This window comes from Pseudomonas sp. 22082, assembly GCF_052046055.1.
Classification (GTDB): Bacteria; Pseudomonadota; Gammaproteobacteria; order Pseudomonadales; family Pseudomonadaceae; genus Aquipseudomonas; species Aquipseudomonas pharyngis.
Genome location: NZ_JBQEQB010000007.1, coordinates 214,727 through 235,725, shown reverse-complemented (window position 1 = coordinate 235,725; position 20,999 = coordinate 214,727). Strand labels below are relative to the sequence as shown.

General features: G+C 61.1%; 12 protein-coding genes. 7 read left to right on the top strand and 5 right to left on the bottom strand.

Annotated elements, in window-relative coordinates:
- Positions 1-22 precede the first annotated feature (22 nt).
- Positions 23-382, bottom strand: a complete 360-nt coding sequence (locus ACTJK9_RS11080; protein WP_007951248.1) for a PilZ domain-containing protein — start codon at positions 380-382, stop codon at positions 23-25.
- A gap of 218 nt (positions 383-600) precedes the next feature.
- A complete protein-coding gene (locus tag ACTJK9_RS11075; protein ID WP_011335675.1) occupies positions 601-987 on the bottom strand; it encodes a tetratricopeptide repeat protein in 387 nt (128 codons plus the stop codon).
- Positions 988-1,160: 173 nt separating this feature from the next.
- On the opposite strand from ACTJK9_RS11075, the gene pyk reads away from it, so the two are divergent.
- Positions 1,161-2,612: a pyruvate kinase gene (gene pyk, locus ACTJK9_RS11070; protein ID WP_085697206.1), complete on the top strand. Its 1,452-nt coding sequence runs from the start codon at positions 1,161-1,163 to the stop codon at positions 2,610-2,612.
- Between the two features lie 292 nt (positions 2,613-2,904).
- On the opposite strand, the gene ACTJK9_RS11065 is transcribed toward pyk, so the two are convergent.
- Genes ACTJK9_RS11065 through ACTJK9_RS11055 form a run of 3 tightly spaced genes read right to left on the bottom strand, consistent with a single transcriptional unit; the run spans position 2,905 to position 5,718 of the window.
- Positions 2,905-3,654 (bottom strand): enoyl-CoA hydratase-related protein, encoded by a 750-nt coding sequence (locus tag ACTJK9_RS11065; RefSeq protein ID WP_440813819.1) that lies wholly within the window; start codon positions 3,652-3,654, stop codon positions 2,905-2,907.
- Positions 3,655-3,683: 29 nt separating this feature from the next.
- A complete protein-coding gene (locus ACTJK9_RS11060; RefSeq protein WP_440813817.1) occupies positions 3,684-4,619 on the bottom strand; it encodes an iron-sulfur-binding ferredoxin reductase in 936 nt (311 codons plus the stop codon).
- The gene (locus tag ACTJK9_RS11055; protein ID WP_440813814.1) at positions 4,612-5,718 is read right to left on the bottom strand and encodes a diguanylate cyclase domain-containing protein; all 1,107 of its coding nucleotides are present in this window, start codon (positions 5,716-5,718) and stop codon (positions 4,612-4,614) included. Before ACTJK9_RS11055 ends, ACTJK9_RS11060 begins: the two co-directional genes overlap by 8 nt.
- A 311-nt stretch (positions 5,719-6,029) precedes the next feature.
- On the opposite strand from ACTJK9_RS11055, the gene ACTJK9_RS11050 reads away from it, so the two are divergent.
- From ACTJK9_RS11050 to ACTJK9_RS11025, 6 genes are all read left to right on the top strand, one after another.
- A complete protein-coding gene (locus ACTJK9_RS11050) occupies positions 6,030-7,553 on the top strand; it encodes a fumarate hydratase (protein ID WP_064599048.1) in 1,524 nt (507 codons plus the stop codon).
- Positions 7,554-7,702: 149 nt separating this feature from the next.
- Complete coding sequence (locus ACTJK9_RS11045; protein ID WP_440813810.1) at positions 7,703-12,133, top strand: SpvB/TcaC N-terminal domain-containing protein; 4,431 nt, start codon at positions 7,703-7,705, stop codon at positions 12,131-12,133.
- On the top strand, positions 12,130-14,913 hold the full coding sequence (locus ACTJK9_RS11040) for an RHS repeat-associated core domain-containing protein (RefSeq protein ID WP_440813808.1): 2,784 nt from the start codon (positions 12,130-12,132) through the stop codon (positions 14,911-14,913). The genes ACTJK9_RS11045 and ACTJK9_RS11040 overlap by 4 nt, the downstream gene beginning before the upstream one ends.
- Before the next feature lie 55 nt (positions 14,914-14,968).
- Positions 14,969-17,581, top strand: a complete 2,613-nt coding sequence (locus ACTJK9_RS11035; RefSeq protein WP_440813805.1) for an RHS repeat-associated core domain-containing protein — start codon at positions 14,969-14,971, stop codon at positions 17,579-17,581.
- Between the two features lie 76 nt (positions 17,582-17,657).
- Positions 17,658-19,418, top strand: coding sequence for an ATP-binding protein (locus ACTJK9_RS11030; protein ID WP_440813802.1), 1,761 nt, complete (start codon positions 17,658-17,660; stop codon positions 19,416-19,418).
- A complete protein-coding gene (locus ACTJK9_RS11025; RefSeq protein WP_440813799.1) occupies positions 19,418-20,746 on the top strand; it encodes a sigma-54-dependent transcriptional regulator in 1,329 nt (442 codons plus the stop codon). The genes ACTJK9_RS11030 and ACTJK9_RS11025 overlap by 1 nt, the downstream gene beginning before the upstream one ends.
- The last annotated feature ends 253 nt before the right edge of the window (positions 20,747-20,999 follow it).

Genomic DNA, 20,999 nt, shown 5'->3' with positions numbered 1-20,999 from the left:
CAGGTTGTGGCCCTTTTGGTTTTCAAGCCGAGGCCGGCAACGGCTGAAAGCTGAAGTACTGCTTCAACGCCTCGACCAGTTGCCCATACTCGGGCGGCGTCCGGTACAGGCTGAAGCCGGCGTCGTAGTGTCGGGGGGTCGCGTCTTCGTGGCACCACAGGCAGCACGCGGTGAGGTCGATGACCTGCTGACAGCCCTCGCCCAAGGGAATTTTCAGGCGCAGGTTGAACTCGGCACCGATCATCATCGGCAACTGGCTGATGAGCATCAAACCGTCTTCGGACACGTTGCCCAGAAAGCCGATGGGTTTGTCGGTGACGCTGTTGAATACTCGCAGAAAATACGGCAGCTGATGCCGTTCGATTCGACGGTCGGTAAACATAAGCAATTCGCCATGCAAGGCTCCATTACAGAGCCGCACTCTCGCTTCGGAACGGACCTGTGCGTCAGGTTCGCTCTCCCCGCACCCGGTGTGGCGCTCGCTACGCGCATCTCATGCCAGTCGCAGGTGTTGCGCCGGTACAGATATCGATCTGCACCGGTGTCATTCGACTATAGCTCACCCTATACAAGCAGCCAGCTTTTGTATGGCAACCGCCATCAGAACCGGGTTGGACGTACCACGGCGGCAGCGCTGCGCGTCGGGTAGTGACCCAAGCTCTGCAGGGTTTCCAGACGCGCGCGGGCGCGGTAGGCGTATTCGCTGTTGGGGTACGAGGCGATGATGAACTGATAGGTCTGCGCCGCATCGACGAACATTTTCTGCCGTTCGAGGCACTGGCCGCGCATCATCGACACTTCCGGCCACACATAAGGGCGGGCGCGGCTGGCGCGTTCGACCTTGGACAGTTCAAGCATCACCTGCTCGCAATTGCCCCGGTCATAGGCGCTGTAGGCGTTGTTCAAATGATGGTTCATCGACCAACGGGTGCAGCCCGAAGCGGCGAGGACGCTGAGGGCAAGGGCGGCAATGGGCACGAATCGCATGGGGGTTCTCCTGTCTTGTGCTCTGTATCGACCCCTGGTCGGAAATCTTCAGGCGCGTTTGTCCCAAAGTTGCCGTGTTCAATAAAGAAAGTATTAAGTAGTGCAAACGAACAATGACTACACCCTTCGAGCATAGTAGCCTTCGCTGGCGCTTGAACCTGAGGAGTCTTTGCATGTCCGTCCGTCGTACCAAAATCGTCGCTACCCTTGGCCCGGCCAGTAACTCGCCGGAAGTTCTCGAACAGCTGATTCTGGCTGGCCTGGACGTCGCCCGTCTGAACTTCTCCCACGGCACCCCCGACGAGCACAAGGCTCGCGCGAAGCTGGTGCGTGACCTCGCGGCCAAGCACGGTCGCTTCGTCGCCCTGCTGGGTGACCTGCAAGGCCCGAAAATCCGTATCGCCAAATTCGCCAACAAGCGCATCGAGCTGAAGATCGGTGACAAGTTCACCTTCTCCACCAGCCATCCGCTGACCGAAGGCAACCAGCAAGTGGTCGGCATCGACTACCCGGACCTGGTCAAGGACTGCGGCGTGGGCGACGAGCTGCTGCTCGATGACGGCCGCGTGGTCATGCGCGTTGAAACCGCCACCGCCACCGAGCTGAACTGCGTCGTGACCATCGGCGGTCCGCTGTCCGACCACAAAGGCATCAACCGTCGCGGTGGCGGCCTGACCGCGCCGGCCCTGACTGAAAAAGACAAGGCCGACATCAAGCTCGCCGCTGAAATGGAAGTCGACTACCTCGCCGTGTCCTTCCCGCGTGACGCCGCCGACATGAACTACGCCCGTCAACTGCGCGACGAAGCCGGCGGCACCGCCTGGCTGGTGGCGAAGATCGAACGCGCCGAAGCCGTGGCCGACGACGAAACCCTCGACGGTCTGATCAAGGCTTCCGACGCGGTGATGGTTGCCCGTGGTGACCTCGGTGTGGAAATCGGCGACGCCGAGCTGGTGGGCATCCAGAAGAAAATCATTCTGCACGCACGCCGCCACAACAAGGCGGTGATCGTGGCGACCCAGATGATGGAGTCGATGATCCAGAACCCGATGCCGACCCGCGCCGAAGTGTCCGACGTGGCCAACGCCGTGCTCGACTACACCGACGCCGTGATGCTGTCTGCCGAGTCCGCTGCCGGCGCTTACCCGCTGGAAGCCGTGCAGGCGATGGCGCGCATCTGTGTCGGCGCTGAAAAGCACCCGACCAGCAAGACCTCCAGCCACCGTATCGGCAAGGAATTCGAGCGCTGCGACGAAAGCATCGCGCTGGCGACCATGTACACCGCCAACCACTTCCCGGGCGTCAAGGCGATCATCGCACTGACCGAAAGCGGCTACACCCCGCTGATCATGTCGCGTATCCGCTCCTCGGTGCCGATCTACTGCTTCACCCCGCACCGCGAAGCCCAGGCTCGCGCGGCAATGTTCCGTGGCGTGTACACCGTACCGTTCGACCCGGCTTCGCTGGCACCGAACGAAGTCAGCCAGAAAGCCATCGACGAACTGGTCAAGCGCGGCGTAGTGGAGAAAGGCGACTGGGTCATCCTGACCAAGGGCGACAGCTACCACACCACCGGCGGCACCAACGGCATGAAGATCCTGCATGTGGGCGATCCGCAGGTCTGAGTGACCGGCTGCTGAAAACGAAAAGCCCTGCCATTTGAATGGCGGGGCTTTTTCATTTCAGGAGTGTTGATCGTTACTACGTTGATCGTTCCCACGCTCTGCGTGGGAATGCCTCAATGGGCGCTCCGCGTCCGCTTCGGCATGGGACGCGGAGCGTCCCGGGCTGCATTCCCACGCGGAGCGTGGGAACGATCAGTGAGCGGAGTGCGGCGGCGGTCCGTGCGCGCAGTGTGGCCGCGGTCGATGCGCGGAGTGCGGGGGCGATCGATGCGCGGAGCGGTCGGCGGATATCTCAATGCCGTTTGATGAACCCCGTCAACGCCGCCAGCGCCTCCGGCGAGCGCAGCCGCTGGGTGAACAGTGCGCCCTCCTCCTCGATCACTTTGCGAATCAACTCGCGATCCGGCGCGCGCATCAATTGCTTGCTGATGCGCACCGCCTCGGCCGGCAGCTCGTCAAACCGCAACGCCATCTCCCGCGCCTTGGCCAACGCGGCCTCGCCACTGCCCAGCGCCTCGGTGGCGATCCCCCATTGCGCGGCTTGCTCACCCGTAAAGCCTTCACCGAGCAGCAGCAACTCCGAGGCTTTGGCCTGCCCGAGCAAGCGCGGCAGGATCAGGCTGGAGCCAAACTCGGGGCACAACCCTAGATTGACGAACGGCATGCGTAACCGTGCATCCCGCGCCACGTACACCAGATCGCAATGCAACAGCAGCGTCGTGCCGATCCCCACCGCCGCCCCGGCCACGGCGGCGATCACCGGTTTACGGCATTCAAGCAAGTTGAGCATGAAGTGAAACACCGGGCTATCGAGGTCGCTCGGTGGTTGCTGGATGAAGTCGGCGATGTCGTTGCCGGCGGTGAAGCACTCGGCGCTGCCGGTGATCAGCACGGCGTTGATTTCGGGATCGTGATTGGCTTGCTTGAGCGCTTCGGCCAACTGGCTGTACATGGCCCGGGTCAGGGCGTTTTTCTTGTCCGGGCGGTTGAGGCGCAGGGTCAGCAAACCGCGTTCGCGGTGCAGCAGGATGGCGTCGGTCATGGTGTGTCTCGCGTCTGAAGAATCAGCGCTCAACCACGGCTCAGGAAGACATCGGCCAGCAGTTGATTGCGCGGCAGTCCGGCCAGGAACAGACGCTTGGCAAACGCGTCGACGCTGGCCGTCGAGCCGCAGACTAAGGCCAGGGTTTGCCGGGAAACAAGGCGCAGTTGCGCCAAAGCGCCCGGCAACTCGGCCGCCGTCCACAGTTCGACGCTGAGGTTTTCCCGCTGCGCGGCCAGTGCCTCAAGGGGTTTGGCCAGGTAATGCCCGGCGGCATCATGGGCCAGGTGAATGACGCGGATGGCGCCCCGGTGATCCTGGCGCAAGGCCTCACGCAACACGCCGAACAACGGGCCGAGCCCGGTGCCGGCGGCCAGCAGCCACAGCGGCCGGTCGTGCCAGTCCGGGTCGTAATGCAGCGCGCCGCCGCGCAGTTCGCCGAGGCGGATCGGATCGCCGATCTGCAAGCGTCGCGCGGCATCGCTGAATTCACCGGGCTGGCGGCAATCGAGATGGAATTCAAGAAAACGGTCTTCTTCCGGCAGGCTCGCCAGCGAATACGGCCGCGCAATGTGGCCCGCCCACAGCACCAGATGCTGACCGGCGCTGTAGCGCAACGGTCGCTGGGTTATCAGGCGCAAACGCAACACGCTGTCGCCGAGCCAGTCCAGCGCCTCGACCGTGGCCGGGCGACCATCGGTGACGGGATCGAAAGTATGCACCTGCAAGTCTTCGATCACCTGACACTGACAGGCCAGCCGCCAACCCTGATCACGTTGCTCGGCGCTCAGGGCATCCGGGCGACTGTCAGTAGGCAAGCCCTGCACGCATTGCACCAGACACGCATGGCAACTGCCGGCGCGGCAGCTGTAAGGCACGGCCACGCCGTTTTGATTGAGGGCATCGAGCAGGTTGCTGCCCGACGCCACCGACCACTGTCGTTCACCCACTCGCAGTTCAGGCATCGACGTTCTCCCATGCCGCCGCGCAACGGTTACGCCCGTCACGCTTGGCCCGGTACAGCGCCTGATCGGCACGCTGCAAGGCGTCGTCCAGATCGTCGCCCAGTTCCAGCAAGGTCATGCCGGCGGACAGGCTAAGGTTTTTCACATTCAGGCCCACCAGTTCAACGTCGGTGAAGGCGATGCGCAGGCGTTCGCAACAGGCGGTCAGGCTTTCAGCGTTGCAATCGGGCAGCAGCACCACGAATTCTTCACCACCATAACGCGCCAGCACATCGCCGTCGCGCAGGCAGGCCCCGGCTACCCCGGCGAACGCCTGCAACACCTGGTCGCCGGCAGCGTGGCCATGGATATCGTTGATGCGCTTGAAGTGGTCGAGGTCGATCAGTGCCAGACCGTGCACCACGTCGGGCTCCATCGCATTCAACTCGCGGGTGGCCAGGCGCAGGAAATGCCGGCGGTTGAACAGCCCGGTCAGCTCGTCGGTGGCAACAAGGTCTTCGAGTTGGCGCATCATCCCGCGCAGGGTGTCCTGATGCGCCTGCAGGGCGAACCGGCGCTGACGCATGCGTTGGCGCGAGGTCTGGACGAAACGCGCATAGATCACCAGCCAGGCCAGCACGATCAGCAGGATGCAGGCCTGCAACGCGGAAAGCGCCGGATCGTGCAGACGGAAGTGGTAACCGTCCCACAGCGTGATGGCGCAGAAGCTGAAGAACACCAGCATCGCGCAGCGTACGAACGCCCGCTGTGACAGATGGAACAGGCCGAACAGCAGGACCAGCACATAGAAAACCAGAAACTCGCCCCGAGCCTCCTCCAGATGAGCAATCAGCCACGTCTGCCAGCCAAGGCCCAGCAGCACTTGGGCTTCGGTCAGGCTAGGGTCGGAAAAGCGCAAATTGCAGCCGGTAAAGAACAGGGCGAACAGGACCGCCTGGCTGATCACCACCAGCGCACTGCCGACGGCGACGCCGGCCAGTGAATCGTTGTAGTGACCGGTGAAATACGCCAGCCACAGCAGCAGCAAAGCCAATCCGTAGGTGGCTGCAGCGAGGGCGAAGCGTTTGAGCAAAAGACGTTGAATGGCGTTATGGGTCAATCGTTGACTCACCGTGCGATAAGAGGCTGACCGAGTGTCCTACCCTACAGACCGGCTGCCACTTTAGTGGCGCAGGCGATAAATGACCATTGATTTTCGGGCCGGGTATTTGGCGTCAAAAACCTGCAGCCATGCGACCAACGAATGACTCCCGGCAGATGTGCCCGCCCCCGAGGCGCGGTATACTGCCGCGCCTTTTTAGCGTCGCGCCAGCAGCCCCGGCGTGCCTTGAAAGGTGTCTGCGACCGACCGATGCACCCAAGCCGCAGGCACCTTATTGAATGTTCCCGTCTTTTAGAGGAGCGCGACTCATGACCGTGATCAAGCAAGACGACCTGATTCAGAGCGTTGCCGACGCCCTGCAGTTCATTTCCTATTACCACCCCGTGGACTTCATCCAGGCGATGCACGAAGCCTACCTGCGCGAAGAATCGCCAGCGGCCCGTGACTCGATGGCGCAGATCCTGATCAACTCGCGCATGTGCGCCACCGGCCACCGGCCGATCTGCCAGGACACCGGCATCGTGACCGTGTTCGTGCGGGTGGGCATGGACGTGCGTTGGGATGGCGCGACCATGAGCCTGGACGACATGATCAACGAAGGCGTGCGCCGCGCCTACAACCTGCCGGAAAACGTCCTGCGTGCCTCGATCCTGGCCGACCCGGCCGGTGCGCGTAAAAACACCAAGGACAACACCCCGGCAGTCATCCACTACTCCATCGTTCCGGGTAACACCGTGGAAGTGGACGTGGCGGCCAAGGGTGGCGGTTCCGAGAACAAGTCGAAAATGGCCATGCTCAACCCGTCCGACTCGATCGTCGACTGGGTACTCAAGACCGTTCCGACCATGGGCGCCGGCTGGTGCCCACCGGGCATGCTGGGCATCGGCATCGGCGGTACCGCCGAGAAAGCCGCCGTCATGGCAAAAGAAGTGTTGATGGAATCCATCGACATTCACGAGCTCAAGGCCCGTGGCCCACAGAACCGCATCGAAGAAATGCGTCTGGAGCTGTTCGAGAAGGTCAACCAGCTGGGCATCGGCGCCCAGGGCCTCGGTGGCCTGACCACCGTGCTCGACGTGAAGATCATGGACTACCCGACTCACGCCGCTTCCTTGCCGGTGTGCATGATCCCGAACTGCGCCGCCACCCGTCACGCGCACTTCGTGCTCGACGGTTCCGGCCCTGCTTCGCTGGAGGCGCCACCGCTGGACGCCTACCCGGAAATCGTCTGGGAAGCCGGTCCGTCGGCCCGTCGCGTCAACCTCGACACTCTGACCCCGGAAGACGTGCAGAGCTGGAAGCCGGGCGAAACCGTCCTGCTCAACGGCAAGATGCTCACCGGTCGCGACGCCGCGCACAAGCGCATGGTCGAGATGCTGAACAAGGGCGAAACCCTGCCGGTTGATCTGAAAGGTCGCTTCATCTACTACGTCGGCCCGGTTGATCCGGTCGGTGACGAAGTGGTTGGCCCGGCTGGCCCGACCACCGCCACGCGGATGGACAAGTTCACCCGTCAGATCCTCGAGCAGACCGGCCTGTTGGGCATGATCGGCAAGTCCGAGCGCGGCCCGACCGCGATCGACGCGATCAAGGACAACAAGGCTGTGTACCTGATGGCCGTCGGCGGCGCCGCTTACCTGGTGGCGCAAGCGATCAAGAAGTCCAGGGTCCTGGCGTTCGCCGAGCTGGGCATGGAAGCGATCTACGAGTTCGAGGTCAAGGACATGCCGGTCACCGTTGCGGTGGACAGCAAAGGTGAGTCGGTACACATCACCGGTCCTGCGATCTGGCAACAGAAGATCAGCGAAAGCCTGGCGGTAGAAGTGCAGTAAGCGCTTCATCGGCTTCGGAAAAAACGGGCGGTCAGCAATGACCGCCCTTTTTTTTGCCTGCCGTCAGTCGGCACCTGTCAGATCTGACAGGTGTCACGCCCGATGCCCTCTGTTAGCGTGGAACCTCGACGTTTACAGGTTGCGCTGCCATGGTCCCTGATGCAGATGCGCTCGTCACTCCTCCCTCCATCGCCAGGACTGCGTCCATTGCCACCAACGGACGCAGTTGGGGGGAGATCGGTGTCACCGGGCAACGGTCTTACACGCTGCCGTTGCCGACCCTGGACGCGCGCAGCCTCAATCCCGAGTTGCAACTGGTCTACGACGGCAATGCGGGCAACGGGACGTGCGGCCTCGGCTGGGATCTGCCGCTGGCGGCCATCTCGCGCAAGACCAGCAAAGGCGTACCGAAATATGAAGACGCCGACATCATGCAGGCCGACGGCACGGATCTGCGACCCGAACTGACGGCTGACGACAAGATCCTGTCGACCCGACGCACCCTCGGTATTGGGAGGCGGGCCAGAGAGTTTTCGGTGGTTCGCTACATTCCTCGCCTGCAAAGTACGTTCGACCTCTACCACTTCTGTACACCTGACGATGGCAACCCCTTCTGGATAATCGCGCGTGCCGACGGCTCGCAACAGTGCTATGGCATCACGCCGGATTCGTGCATCTACGATCCTGAAATCCCGGGCCACATCGCCGCGTGGCTGCTGGTGGAAATCCGCAATGCGGTGGGAGAAAACATCTTTTTCGAGTACAAGCGCGACGACAACGAAGTTGACCCACGCTTTGATTATCGGGCCCAGCGCTACCTGCGGCAGGTCTGCTACTGCAACAAGACCGCCAGTGCCGACCTGCTGTGCCTGGACCACGCGCAACCGCAGGATCTGGAGTGGCTGTTCCGGCTGATCGTGGACTACGGAGAACGTGACACCGGGCTCGATGCGGTTCCGCCGTTCAAGGCACCGGACGAAAACGCCTGGCCACTGCGCTCAGACCCTTATCGCATGCATCGCTATGGCTTCGAGGTCGGTAGCCGACGGTTGTGCAGGCAGTTCCTGTTGTTCAACAACACGGGCCCGGAGAAGGTGCTGGTCAATCGCCTGTTGCTGGAGCACCAGGCCACGGCGCTGCTCTATAACCATCTGAGCGCCGCGCACTACATGAATTACGACGCGCAGGGGCATATCAAACACTTTCCCCCGCTGGAGTACTTCTATGAACTGTTCAAGCCCAATCCATTTCCCCAGGCCTTTCTGGCACTCGACACGATGCCAGGCCTCAATGACGGTCAGCCTTACCATTGCGTCGATCTTTACGGCGAAGGCCTGCCCGGTTTTCTCTGCCGGTACGACGGTGGCTGGTACTACCGCGAACCCTTGCGCGGCATGCCCGGCACAGACGAAATCGTCTACGGCCCCTGGACCCTGCTGCCGCTGATCCCGAATGCCGACAGCAGCAAACAGGTGGTGCAGATTCTTACCGATCTCACCGGTGACGGCCGTCTGGACTGGATCGTTGCCCAGCCCGGTGGCAGTGGGTATTACACGCTCGACCCGGATGGCAGCTGGTCATTGTTCAAACCGTTCAGCCAGTTCCCCGTGGAATATTTCCATCAACTGGCCCAGATGGGCGACTTGAGCGGCGCCGGTCTGGACGACATTGCGCTGATCGGCCCGAACAGCGTACGGGTGTACGCCAATGTGCGGGAAAAAGGATTCGCGCCCGGCAAGGATGTACCGCATACCCCGACCCCGGATTGCTTGCCGCTGTTCGGCCCAGCCCTCACCGAACTGGTGATGTTCGCCAACCTGCACGCCAGCGACCGCTCGGGACTGTGCAGGGTTCGCCACGACAAGATCGAAGCGTGGGCCAATCTGGGTCATGGCAGATTCGGCAAGGGTGTCGAGATCAGCGCTCTGCCTTTCGAATACAAGCACTTCAATGCCGATCACATTCGTTTCGCCGATCTCGACGGTTCCGGCGCGCCTGCGTTGATCAAGCTCTGTTCCGATCACTTCGAGATCTACTGGAATTACGGTGGCAACGCCTTTGCGCAAGTCCCGGAAGTCGTCCAGTGGCCCAGGGGCGTGCGCTACGACAACCTCTGCCAGGTGACCTTCGCCGATCTGCAAGGCATTGGCTGCGCCAGCCTGCTGTTTACCAAGCCGCACATGAAACCGCAGCACTGGGTGTATCACTTCGTCAATGCAAGGCCATACCTGCTCACCGGTTGCAACAACAACATGGGCTACAGCGCTACGCTGCAACATCGCAGCAGTGCGCAATTCTGGCTGGACGAGAAACGCCTGGAGTTGATGGCGCTCAGACGTCCGGTGTGCCGGTTGCCGTTTCCGCAGACGGTGCTCCGCTGCTTGCAACAACTGGACGAAATCACCGGCAATCAGCTGAGTCAGCAATTCGAGTATTTCGAGGGTAACTACGACGGTAGGGAACGTGAATTTCGCGGCTTCGGCCGGGTCTGTCAGATCGACAGCGAGCTGGAACCGGGCACGGCCGAAAGCGGCCATACGGCGCCGATGCGCGTAACGCAGTGGTTTCATACCGGCCAATACATCGATCTGCCCCTCAGGAACATCTGTGAGCTGGATCCGCAAGCCACTCCCTTGGGTGCCACCGTGTATTCGCGTTTCGACGCCGTCGAAGGCACTGAGGTGACCCGCAAGCCCTACCCGGTCGACGAAAATGAAGTTGCCTATGCCCTCAGCGGCCGACTACTGCGCAGCGAAGTGTCCCAGGCTGACGACCCCGAGCCCACGCGGTTGTTTTCCCTGACCGAACATCGCTATCGGGTCCGGCAAGTCCTGGACAAACCTTCCAGCCTGCTGGTGCTGGAACAGGAAACCCGCAGCCATCAATACGAGCGCGTCATGGACGACCCGCTCTGCCAGCATGTGGTCAATATGGAGTGGGACGAGTACGGCCAGTTGACTCACGGTTTTACTGTCGCCTGCGCGCGTCGCCGCACCGAAACCGACGAACCGCCCTTCGACCAGGAGGATCAACGGCAAGCCTGGATGGATAGCCACGATGAGCAACAGCGGTGTTTCTATCTGACGGAAACCCGTGCCGGGTTCAAGCATTTGACTGAAGACGGCCATCGCCTGCTCGGCTTGCCCTGGCGCCAGCGCAGCAACGCGCTGAAGCTGCCCAAGGGTACGCTGCCGGGCGGACTGCGCCCGGAGGACATCAGTTTTGAAAGCTTCACGCGACATATGGACAGCGCCCAGTGGACAGCCGCCCGTGAACTGACTTCGCTCTCGCAGCAAACGTATCTGGAGGCCGGCGGCAAGTTCCATTTCCCGCCGCTGGCCGGGCCGACGGAACAGGCCGTATTCGACAAGAAGGCATTGTCGGCATACGACAACATCCCGCCGCCATTTGCCATTCGCACAGAATTGCAGACGATCGGATACAGGCCCATGAATGTGTTTTTTCCCGATGACCCGGTGGAGGACGGCCGGAAAAACCTGTGGTCAGCCGACCGCGGATTTTTCACCTACACCGGCGCCAACGGTTTTTACCACGTCACCGATGTGCAACAGACCGCCAGCCATGCCGTGACGCACATCACCCGGGACGAAAACCACCTGCTGACCATTGCCATTACCCTGCCGGATGGCTGCACGACGACAATCAGTCATGACCTTCACACGCTCCAGCCCCTGAGCATCACGGACGCCAACGACAACATCCATGAAGTGCTTTACGAGCCAGGCGGCCAGCCCATGGCGCACAGCTTTCATGGCACTGAAGAGGGCAAACCGGCCGGCTTCCAACCATTGGCGGAGTACCCCGAGCAGACAGATCTGAGCGTCGAGTACGCCCTCGCCCATCCAAAAGAAGTGCTGGCATCCGCCGCCAGTGTGGTGCGTACAGAACTGCACAGCTGGATGCCATTGCTACCGCCCGGAACGCTGCCGCTCAAAAGAAACGAATGGATCGCCAAAGGGCTGATCCTGCCCGACGGCCATATTCGCGCCTCGGCCCTGCGCTGGCTGAACCAGCGGGAAAAGTGCACAGCCAGCGAACAGACACTGTTCGAGATCATCCGCACGGCCAAGCGGCAACCGGTGCACAGTCTCAATCTGGTTGCCGACCGCTACCACACCGACCCGCTGCAATTGATTCAGATGGTCATCGCTTACATCGACGGCTTCGGCCGCGAATTGCAAAGCAAACAACTCGTCCCGCCGGGCGATGCCTTCGTGGCCACGCATGAGGACAACCTCGAGACGGGCGCCGATGGCAGGCCGCTCGAAATGCCGGCCGTTCAACGCTGGCGCGTACAAGGTCGTGTGGAATACAACCACAAAGGCGAAACCATCCGCGTTTACCGCCCCTATTTCCTCAACACCCATCGCTACATCAATGACAGCGCGATGCGTGAGCACGGCTACCACGACCGGATGTTCTACGACGCCCTGGGGCGGCCGATCAAGACCATCAATGCCCTCGGCCATCTGGCGTTCGATATCCTGCACCCATGGTTCAAGCTCAGCTATGACTTCAACGACACCGACGACACACCGGCGAAGAAGGTCAAGCCATGAACGCCAGTGTGCATTGGCACACGCCATCGCTGGCCGTCATCGGCCCGCGCGGCGAGGCCGTCAGACAGGTCGACTACCTGCGCAGGGTGGCCGGCGAGGATGTGCAGGCGCTCATTGCCCGACAGCAATATGACGTTGCCGGCCGACTGGTTGCGCTGCGCGATCCGCGTCTGCCCACGCCCAATAGCACCATGGTTCACAGGCTGGACGGCATGGCGGTCAAAACTCATAACGTCGACGCTGGCAACGACACTGTGCTGTCAGGTCCCGGCGGTCAACTTCTGCACCATTGGGATGCCAACGACAATCACCGGGAAATGACCTACGACCCACTACTGCGTCTGCTGGCCGTCACAGAAAACGGTGCAGCGAACTTTGAAACCTTTCGCTACCTCGACGCATCGGCCGACCCGACGCTCAATCTGCGCGGGCAAATGACGGCACTGAGCGATCCATCGGGCACCCTCGCCCTCAACAGCTTCGGCATGCACGGACAGACGCTGGAAGAAACCCGCACCTTCAAGGACGGCAAAACCTTTACCAGCCGTCATGTCTTCAGTGCCGTCGGTGCACTGTTGCACACCACTGACGCTGGCGGGCACCTGCAACAGTCGACCTATGACATCGCCGGGCAACTCGTCCAGGTGCAACTGCAACTCAACGGACAAACCTTCCAGCCGGTTTTGAAAGGTACGGATTACAACGCCGCCGGCCAGATCATCGAACAACAGCTCGGCAACGACGTGACCAACCACTGGCACTACAGAGAGGCCGACGGACGCCTGCTTCGACAGTACGCGCAAAAAGCTTCAGAGCCGGCGATTCAGAATTTCGGGTATGAATACGATTTGGTCGGCAACGTTACGCGCATTGTTGACCACACCTACACACCGACGTTTTTCCGCAACCAGCGGGTCGACGGCCAGCGCACGTTTGGCTATGACTCGACTTATGAGCTGATCCGCGCCACCGGATACAGCGACGCCCCGCCCAGAGACAACCCGGGCCGGCCTCAGCCAACCGACCCACGGGACCGGCGCAACCATGTCGAGACTTTCGAATACGACAAAGGCAAAAACCTGACCAGACTCACCCATGTCCGCGACGGCAGTTCCCATACCGCCGAAATGTTCATCGACCCGGACAACAACCGCGGTGTGCGCTGGAAAACGGGCGACCCGGCTCCCGTCTTTCCCGAATGGTTCGACCGCGCCGGCAATCAGCTAGCCCTGCAGCGGGGTCAACCCATGCAGTGGAACAGCCGCAATCAATTGGAGTCACTGACCCTGGTGGAACATGCCAGCGGTCCACCTGACCAGGAGCTGTACCAATACAGCCAGAAGGTCAGAGTCTACAAACGCCTCGAAACCCACACCCGCAAGGTCAGCCATGTCGAGCAAGTGCACTACGTGGGCAATCTGCAAATCCGCAGTAAAAGCTCGGGTGAAGAGCTGCACCGGATCACCGTAGCCATCGGCGTCGGCGAAGTGACATGCCTGCATTGGGTCGCTGGCAAACCGCCCGGCATCGACGACGATCAGATGCGTTATTGCCTGACGGATCTTCTGGGTTCAAGCGTGACCGAGCTCGATCAACTGGCACGGCTGATCAGCCAGGAAGGTTATTTCGCCTACGGCGCAACCGCATGGATGGTCGCAGAAAAACGCGTGGAAGCGGATTACAAGTTCATCCGCTACTCGGGCAAGGAAATGGATGTCACCGGCCTTTATTACTATGGCGCCCGGTATTACGCGCCGTGGCTGTGTCGCTGGATCAGCAGCGATCCTGCGGGAGATAACGACGGGCTGAACCGGTATGCGTTTGTCGGGAACAATCCGATCACTTATTTCGATAACGGTGGCACCCAAAGAAAACCCTCAGAGCAACGTCAGATGATCAATGACCAAGTAGCTTATTTATCCACTGCGCAACAGAGCCTGGACGAGGTAAACCAACAGTTTGGCGATCTGACTTCGCCGGCAAAGTTTCGATTGAAGGTACTCAAAAACTTCATTTATCTCGCTGGCCGGGCTACCGTTGGTTTCTTCTCTGGCTGGGCAGTAACCGGTCATGCGTTCAAAGAAAGTACAACTCCTGGCGAACTGCAAGGGCTGTCATTGGGAAACTTCACGGCTGACAGCGCCGTCGGGGCTTACGAAAAAATAATGGCCCCACTCAAGATGAACGCACCGATTTTGCCAAGGCATGCGAATCTGGAACCTGGCTCTATCCGGGATCAAAGCAGCGGAACGTCTCCCGGACCACTTGATGGATTCACAGTCAATCCGGAAACGTGGGAAGAACGGTCGGAGAATATCAGGACTTTGTTCAGCATCGTTCGAGACTCCGGAGGCGGTGCGATATTGCCTGGGGTATCAGAAATTTTCGAACTCATGCGCGTAGCCAAGGACGCAACCAAGGCCGAACAGCAATTGACCGCGATAGAGTTGGATGCCTATGACTCGTTACTCGACAACCTCGAAAAATCGATTGTTCAAGCGGCAGACATCGCCGAGGCCATATTTAACGAAATGGGCGTCGGGCAATTTTATGCGAACGGTCTGGATTACTTGATTGATATCGGTCTCGGCAAAGTGGGGGCAACCGATAGCAGAGCGGTCAGTCGATCCGATATAAAAAAATATCGGGAAAAGGCACTGAACAGCCTTCACGAAACCCGTACTACCGTCAAACGGTACCGCCAGTATGCGAGTATAAATTTATCCCATCGCGCTCCAAGCAACAAAGTAGTCCACTGGTGGAACAATGGCGGCAGATAGCTCAATCCACCGAAACACCCCTTCGCTCACCGTGAATGACGGACGAGGCCTGCCCGTGCGCCAGGTCGCCTATCTGCGCACGGTCGCCGACGTCCCCGTGGAAACGCTCATCACCCGCCTGCGCCACGACAACGCCGGGCGCCTGATCGAACAGCAGGACCCGCGATTGTCGGTACCCAACCTCGTGAATGTATTCGGCTTGAGTGAGCAGCCTCTCAAGGTCGACAGCGTCGATGCCGGCCCGAGCCTGACCCTGCCAGGGCTGGCCAGGGAAGAACTGCAACGCTGGGATGCGCGGGGCAATCTCTGGTGCACAACCTTCGATGATCAATTGCGGGCGGTGAGGCTCGATGTAAACGCGATGGCCGGCGTAGAAAAGATGACTTACGCCGATGCCACGCAGGATCCCGGTCACAACCTGCGCGGACAGATGATCGAGCTGGAGGACTCATCGGGCTCGGTGAAGTTTCACAGCTTCGCACTGACCGGCCCGGCACTGCGAGAAACCCGCACCTTTCACGATGGCAAAGCGTTTGTCAGCCGTCACAGTTACAGCCCGCTGGGCGCGGAATTGATGCAGACCGATGCCGGCGAACATCAGCGACTGTCGACATACGACGTGACCGGCCAACTCAATCGGGTGCAGTTGCAAATCAACGGACAGACCACCTGGCAAACCGTATTGCAGGATGCGCAGTACAGCGCCTCCGGGCAGATCATCGAACAACAGGCCGGCAACGGTGTGACCAGCCACTGGCATTACCACGCCGCCGACGGGCGCCTGCATCGCCACTGCGCGCAGAAGGGCTCGGGACCGGTGTTTCTGGATTTCGAGTATGAATACGATCCGATGGGCAATATCGTCCGCATTCTCGATCACGCCTACACGCCGACCTACTTCAGCAATCAACGGGTCGATGGTCATCAGGAATTCGACTACGACACGCTGTACCGACTGATTCGCGCCACCGGCTACAGCGACGCCCCGCCCTCGGACAACATCGGACCGCCACAACCGACCGACCCCGCCGACCGGCGCAATTACGTCGAGCACTACAAATACGACCACGGCGACAATCTCGTCAAAACCACCCACGTGCGCGACGGCACCAGCCACACCTTCGAGATGTTCATCGACCCCGTCAGCAACCGCGGCGTGCGTTGGAAACCCGGCGATCCGCCGCCGGATTTCAGCCAACTGTTCGACCGTGCCGGCAATCTGCAGGCCCTGCAATCCGGCGTGCCGATGCACTGGAACGCCCGCGGCGAACTGGACAAGGTGACGCTCGTCGATCGCAATGGCGGCAGCGCAAACGACGAAGAGTATTACCGCTACAGCCAGGGCCAGCGGGTCTACAAACGCCACGACACCCACACAACGAAAGTCAGTCACTTTCATGAAGTGCGCTATTTGCCGGGGCTGGAGATCCGCACCAAGCACAACGGCGAGGAGTTGCACGTCATCACGCTCGACATCGGACCTGGCGGAGCGCGCTGCCTGCACTGGAAGAAAGATCCGGCAAACATCGGCGCCGACCAGCTGCGATTCACGCTACCGGACCACCTGGGTTCGGCTGTCAGGGAACTCGATGCACAGGCGCGACTGATTACCGACGAGCGCTACCTGCCCTTCGGCGGCACCGCTGTTTATATCCGGCAATCCGCCGTGGAGGTCGATTACAAGACCGTCCGTTACTCGGGCAAGGAAATGGATGTCACCCGGCTGTATTACTACGGCTCCCGCTACTACGCCGACTGGCTGGGGCGCTGGGTCAGTGCCGATCCGGCGGGCACTGTCGACGGACTGAATCTCTATGCGTTCGTGGGGAACAATCCGATTATCCATGTCGACAAAACGGGCAATGCGAAGGCGTTGTTTGACGTGGCGAAAGGCTTTATCGGCGTGCTCGACAAAGCGGCAACCGCAGCAAGTCAGTTGGACAACCTTGCGAGAGAATTCGACGGCCTTGTTCCCGAAGACGCCGACATCAATGAACTGCGCGAAAGCATCACTTTTGGCACATTCATGAAGTCCCGGCACGGGATCAAATCTGCCCTCTACGGCGCGATAAAAGGTGCAGGTGTCGGCGGGCTTCTGGGCACCGCTGCACCGGGTATTGGCAACCTGATCGGCACAGCCGTGGGCATGCTCGTCGGGGCCATCGCTTTTCCGCTGTTGCGTTACCACTTTTTCAAAAAAAGCCTGAAGGCCGTGGAAACCCTGCGCACACGGGAAATCGCCGCGGGAGTGACAGCTGTCGCCGATACCGCAGCCAATGTTGTGGAAGGGACGAAGAACCTGATCAACGGTGCAGGTGAACTCCAGCAGAGGATCAAGGCTGCAGCTGACAATCTCGGTTCTTATCCGCAACGGCTTCAGGAAATGTTCTATCGTCAGCTGGATGACCTGATGGGCGATCAACAACGCGAAGTCATGAAACTGCTCAAAACCGGGCTCGATCCGTTTGACGCCATTGATCAGGTATTGAGTACCGCGCACCAGCTTGTCGACTCCCCGAGCGAAGCAGACGGGGTAACGGCACGCCTGGCCGAACTTGCCCAATCGGCACAGCAAGTCAGTCATCAGCCACTGAAAAAGCCGATCCCCAAACCCAGGACAAAAATGCAGCCGCAAGTGCAACGCAGGATGAGCGAAACGTACGTCTGAGTCGCTTCGACAATACGCCGTACCGGGCGGGCACATGCTATCGTGCCCGCCCGTCCTGCCACCCCTTTGACCCAGCATGCTGCCGACTTCCCGTACCCTGCGTCTGTCGTTGTATACCCTGCTGATCATCGCTGGCGCCGCCTTCGCCGCGACGCTTGCGATCCGCCACGCCGAGCGCCAGGCGCTGGAAGAAGACGCGGCTCGGGCCAATCAGCAACTGGCGCTGTACGCCAACTCGTTGCATACCCTGATCGACCGCTATCGCGCCCTGCCCGCCGTGCTTGCACTGGACCCGCAGCTGCGTGCGGCGCTGGCCGGTCCCGTGAGCGCCGAACAGCAAACGGCACTCAATCTGAAGCTGGAAAAGATCAACGGCGCCGCACAGTCCTCGACCCTTGAACTGCTCGACCGCACCGGCCTCGCGGTGGCCGCCAGCAACTGGCGCCTGCCCAGCAGTTACGTCGGTCACAACTATGGCTTTCGCCCCTATTTCAGCCAGACCCGCACCCAGGGCACCGGGCGTTTCTACGCGGTCGGCGTGACCAGCGGGATTCCCGGTTACTTCCTGTCCAGCGCGGTGCTCGGCGATAACGACGAGTTCCTCGGGGCGATGGTGGTCAAGCTCGAATTCCCCGAACTCGAACGCGAATGGAGCCAGGGCAGTGACACCCTGCTGGTCAGCGATGCGCGCGGGATCATCTTCATCGCCAACCAGCCCGGCTGGCGCTATCGCCTGCTGCACCCGCTGAGCCCGGCCGATTACCGCGAGATCAAGGCCACCCGCCAATACGACAAACAGTCGCTGGTGCCACTGACTCACCTGGCGCTGCGCAGTTTCGACGACAACAGTGACCTGCGCCGCGTCGAAGGACCGCAGGGCACGGCGGATTACCTGTGGGAATCACTGCCGCTGACCGCCGAAGGCTGGACCCTGCATCTGCTGCGCCGCCCGCAATTGTCCTTTGAAGACCAGCGCAATGCCGGGCTCGCCGCTGCCGGAGTGTGGCTGGCGCTGGTGTTCCTGCTGCTGTTCCTCAACCAGCGCTGGCGTCTGGCGAAGATGCGCCAGCGCAGCCGCGAGGAGCTTGAGCAACTGGTCGAGGAACGCACCCGCGACTTGCGCACCGCCCAGGACGGTCTGGTGCAGTCGGCAAAACTCGCCGCACTGGGGCAGATGTCCGCCGCGCTGGCCCACGAAATCAATCAGCCGCTGACCGCCCAGCGCATGCAGCTTGCAACTCTGAGACTGCTGCTCGATCACGGTCGGGTCGATGACGCCTACAAGGCGCTCAAACCGGTGGATGAAATGCTCACGCGCATGGCCGCCCTCACCGGCCACCTGAAAACCTTCGCCCGCAAGAGCCCCAGCGGCTTGCGCGAACGGTTGGATCTGGCGACGGTGGTCGATCAGGCCCTGCAATTGCTCGATGCGCGCCTGCGCGATGAACAGGTCAGTCTGGTGCTGCACCTGACCCGTCCGGCCTGGGTGCGCGGCGATGCGATCCGTCTGGAGCAGGTGCTGATCAACCTGTTGCGCAATGCTCTCGATGCCATGCAGGGCAAGCCCTGCAAGCGTCTGGAAATCCGCCTGGAAACCGACGAGCAACTGTGGCGCCTGAGCGTCATCGACAACGGCGGCGGCATCGCCGAAGAACATCTGGGTCAGGTGTTCGATCCGTTCTTCACCACTAAACCTGTGGGTGACGGGCTGGGTTTGGGGCTGGCAGTATCGTTCGCCATCGTCCATGAATCCGGCGGGCGCCTGTGCGCCGAGAATGGCGACAACGGCGCGGTGTTCAGCCTGACTTTGCCAATCGATCTGGAGGCGCACATCTGATGCTCAACGCGGTGATGGTGGTCGATGACGAAAGCAGCATTCGCAATGCCGTCGAACAATGGCTGAGCCTGTCCGGGTTCGAGGTGCAGCTGTTCAGCCGTGCCGAGGAATGTCTGGCGGCGCTGCCCAGGCACTTTGCCGGGGTGATCCTCAGCGATGTGCGCATGCCGGGCCTCAGCGGTCTTGAGCTGCTGGCCGAAGTGCAGCGCCGGGATCCCGATCTGCCGGTGATTCTGCTGACCGGCCACGGCGATGTGCCGATGGCGGTCGAAGCCATGCGCGACGGCGCTTACGATTTCCTGGAAAAACCCTTCAGCCCCGAGACCCTGCTCGGCAGCCTGCGCCGGGCGCTGGACAAGCGTCGGCTGGTGCTGGAAAACCGCGCCCTGCACGAGCAGGCCGACAACCGCGCCAAACTCGATGCAACGCTATTGGGCGTGTCCCGTGGTTTGCAGACCTTGCGCCGACAGGTGCTGGACCTGGCGACGCTGCCGGTCAACGTGCTGATCCGTGGCGAGACCGGCAGCGGCAAGGAACTGGTTGCCCGTTGCCTGCACGACTTCGGCCCGCGTGCCGACAAGCCGTTTGTGGCGCTGAACTGCGCGGCGATCCCCGAGCAACTGTTCGAAGCCGAGTTGTTCGGGCATGAGAGCGGCGCGTTCACCGGCGCCTCCGGCAAGCGTATCGGCAAGCTGGAATACGCCGATGGCGGCACGCTGTTTCTCGATGAAATCGAAAGCATGCCGCTGGCCCAGCAGGTGAAACTGCTGCGGGTGTTGCAGGAACAGAAACTGGAACGGCTGGGGTCAAACCAGAGCATTCGCGTGGACTTGCGGATCGTCGCCGCGACCAAACCCGATTTGCTCGACGAAGCGCGGGCCGGGCGTTTTCGCGAGGATCTGGCGTATCGCCTGAACGTCGCCGAATTGCGCCTGCCGCCATTGCGTGATCGTCGTGAAGACATCCCGCTGTTGTTCGAATCCTTCGCCCAGAGCGCCGCCCAGCGTTTGGGCCGGACTTTTCCGCCGCTCAGTGGCGCGCAGTTGAGCCACCTGCTCAGCCATGACTGGCCGGGTAATGTTCGCGAGTTGGCGAACGTGGCCGAACGGCAGGTGTTGGGGCTGGATGAACCGGTGCAGGGTATCGATCCCGGCCAGTCGCTGGCGGCGCAGCAGGAGGCGTTTGAGGCGCAGTGTTTGCGGGCGGCGCTGACACGGCACAAGGGCGATGTGAAAGGCGTACTTGAAGAGCTGCAACTGCCGCGTCGCACGTTTAATGAAAAGATGCAACGGCATGGTTTGACCCGGGAAATGTTCGTACCCGACTGATCGTTTGATGATTGATCGTTCCCACGCTCCGCGTGGGAATACCTCAATGGACGCTCTGCGTCCGCTTTGGGACGCAGAGCGTCCCCGGCTGCATTCCCACGCAGAGCGTGGGAACGATCACGCTGAATGAGCGGAAATCCGCTCATTCATTCCGGATCATCGGCAAAATCCCGCTCAACCCATTTCCCCAACCCTTCTAAACCGGCCCTCCCCCCGTTGGCACAGCTCCTGCTATAGCCCTCGCAGGCCGCGT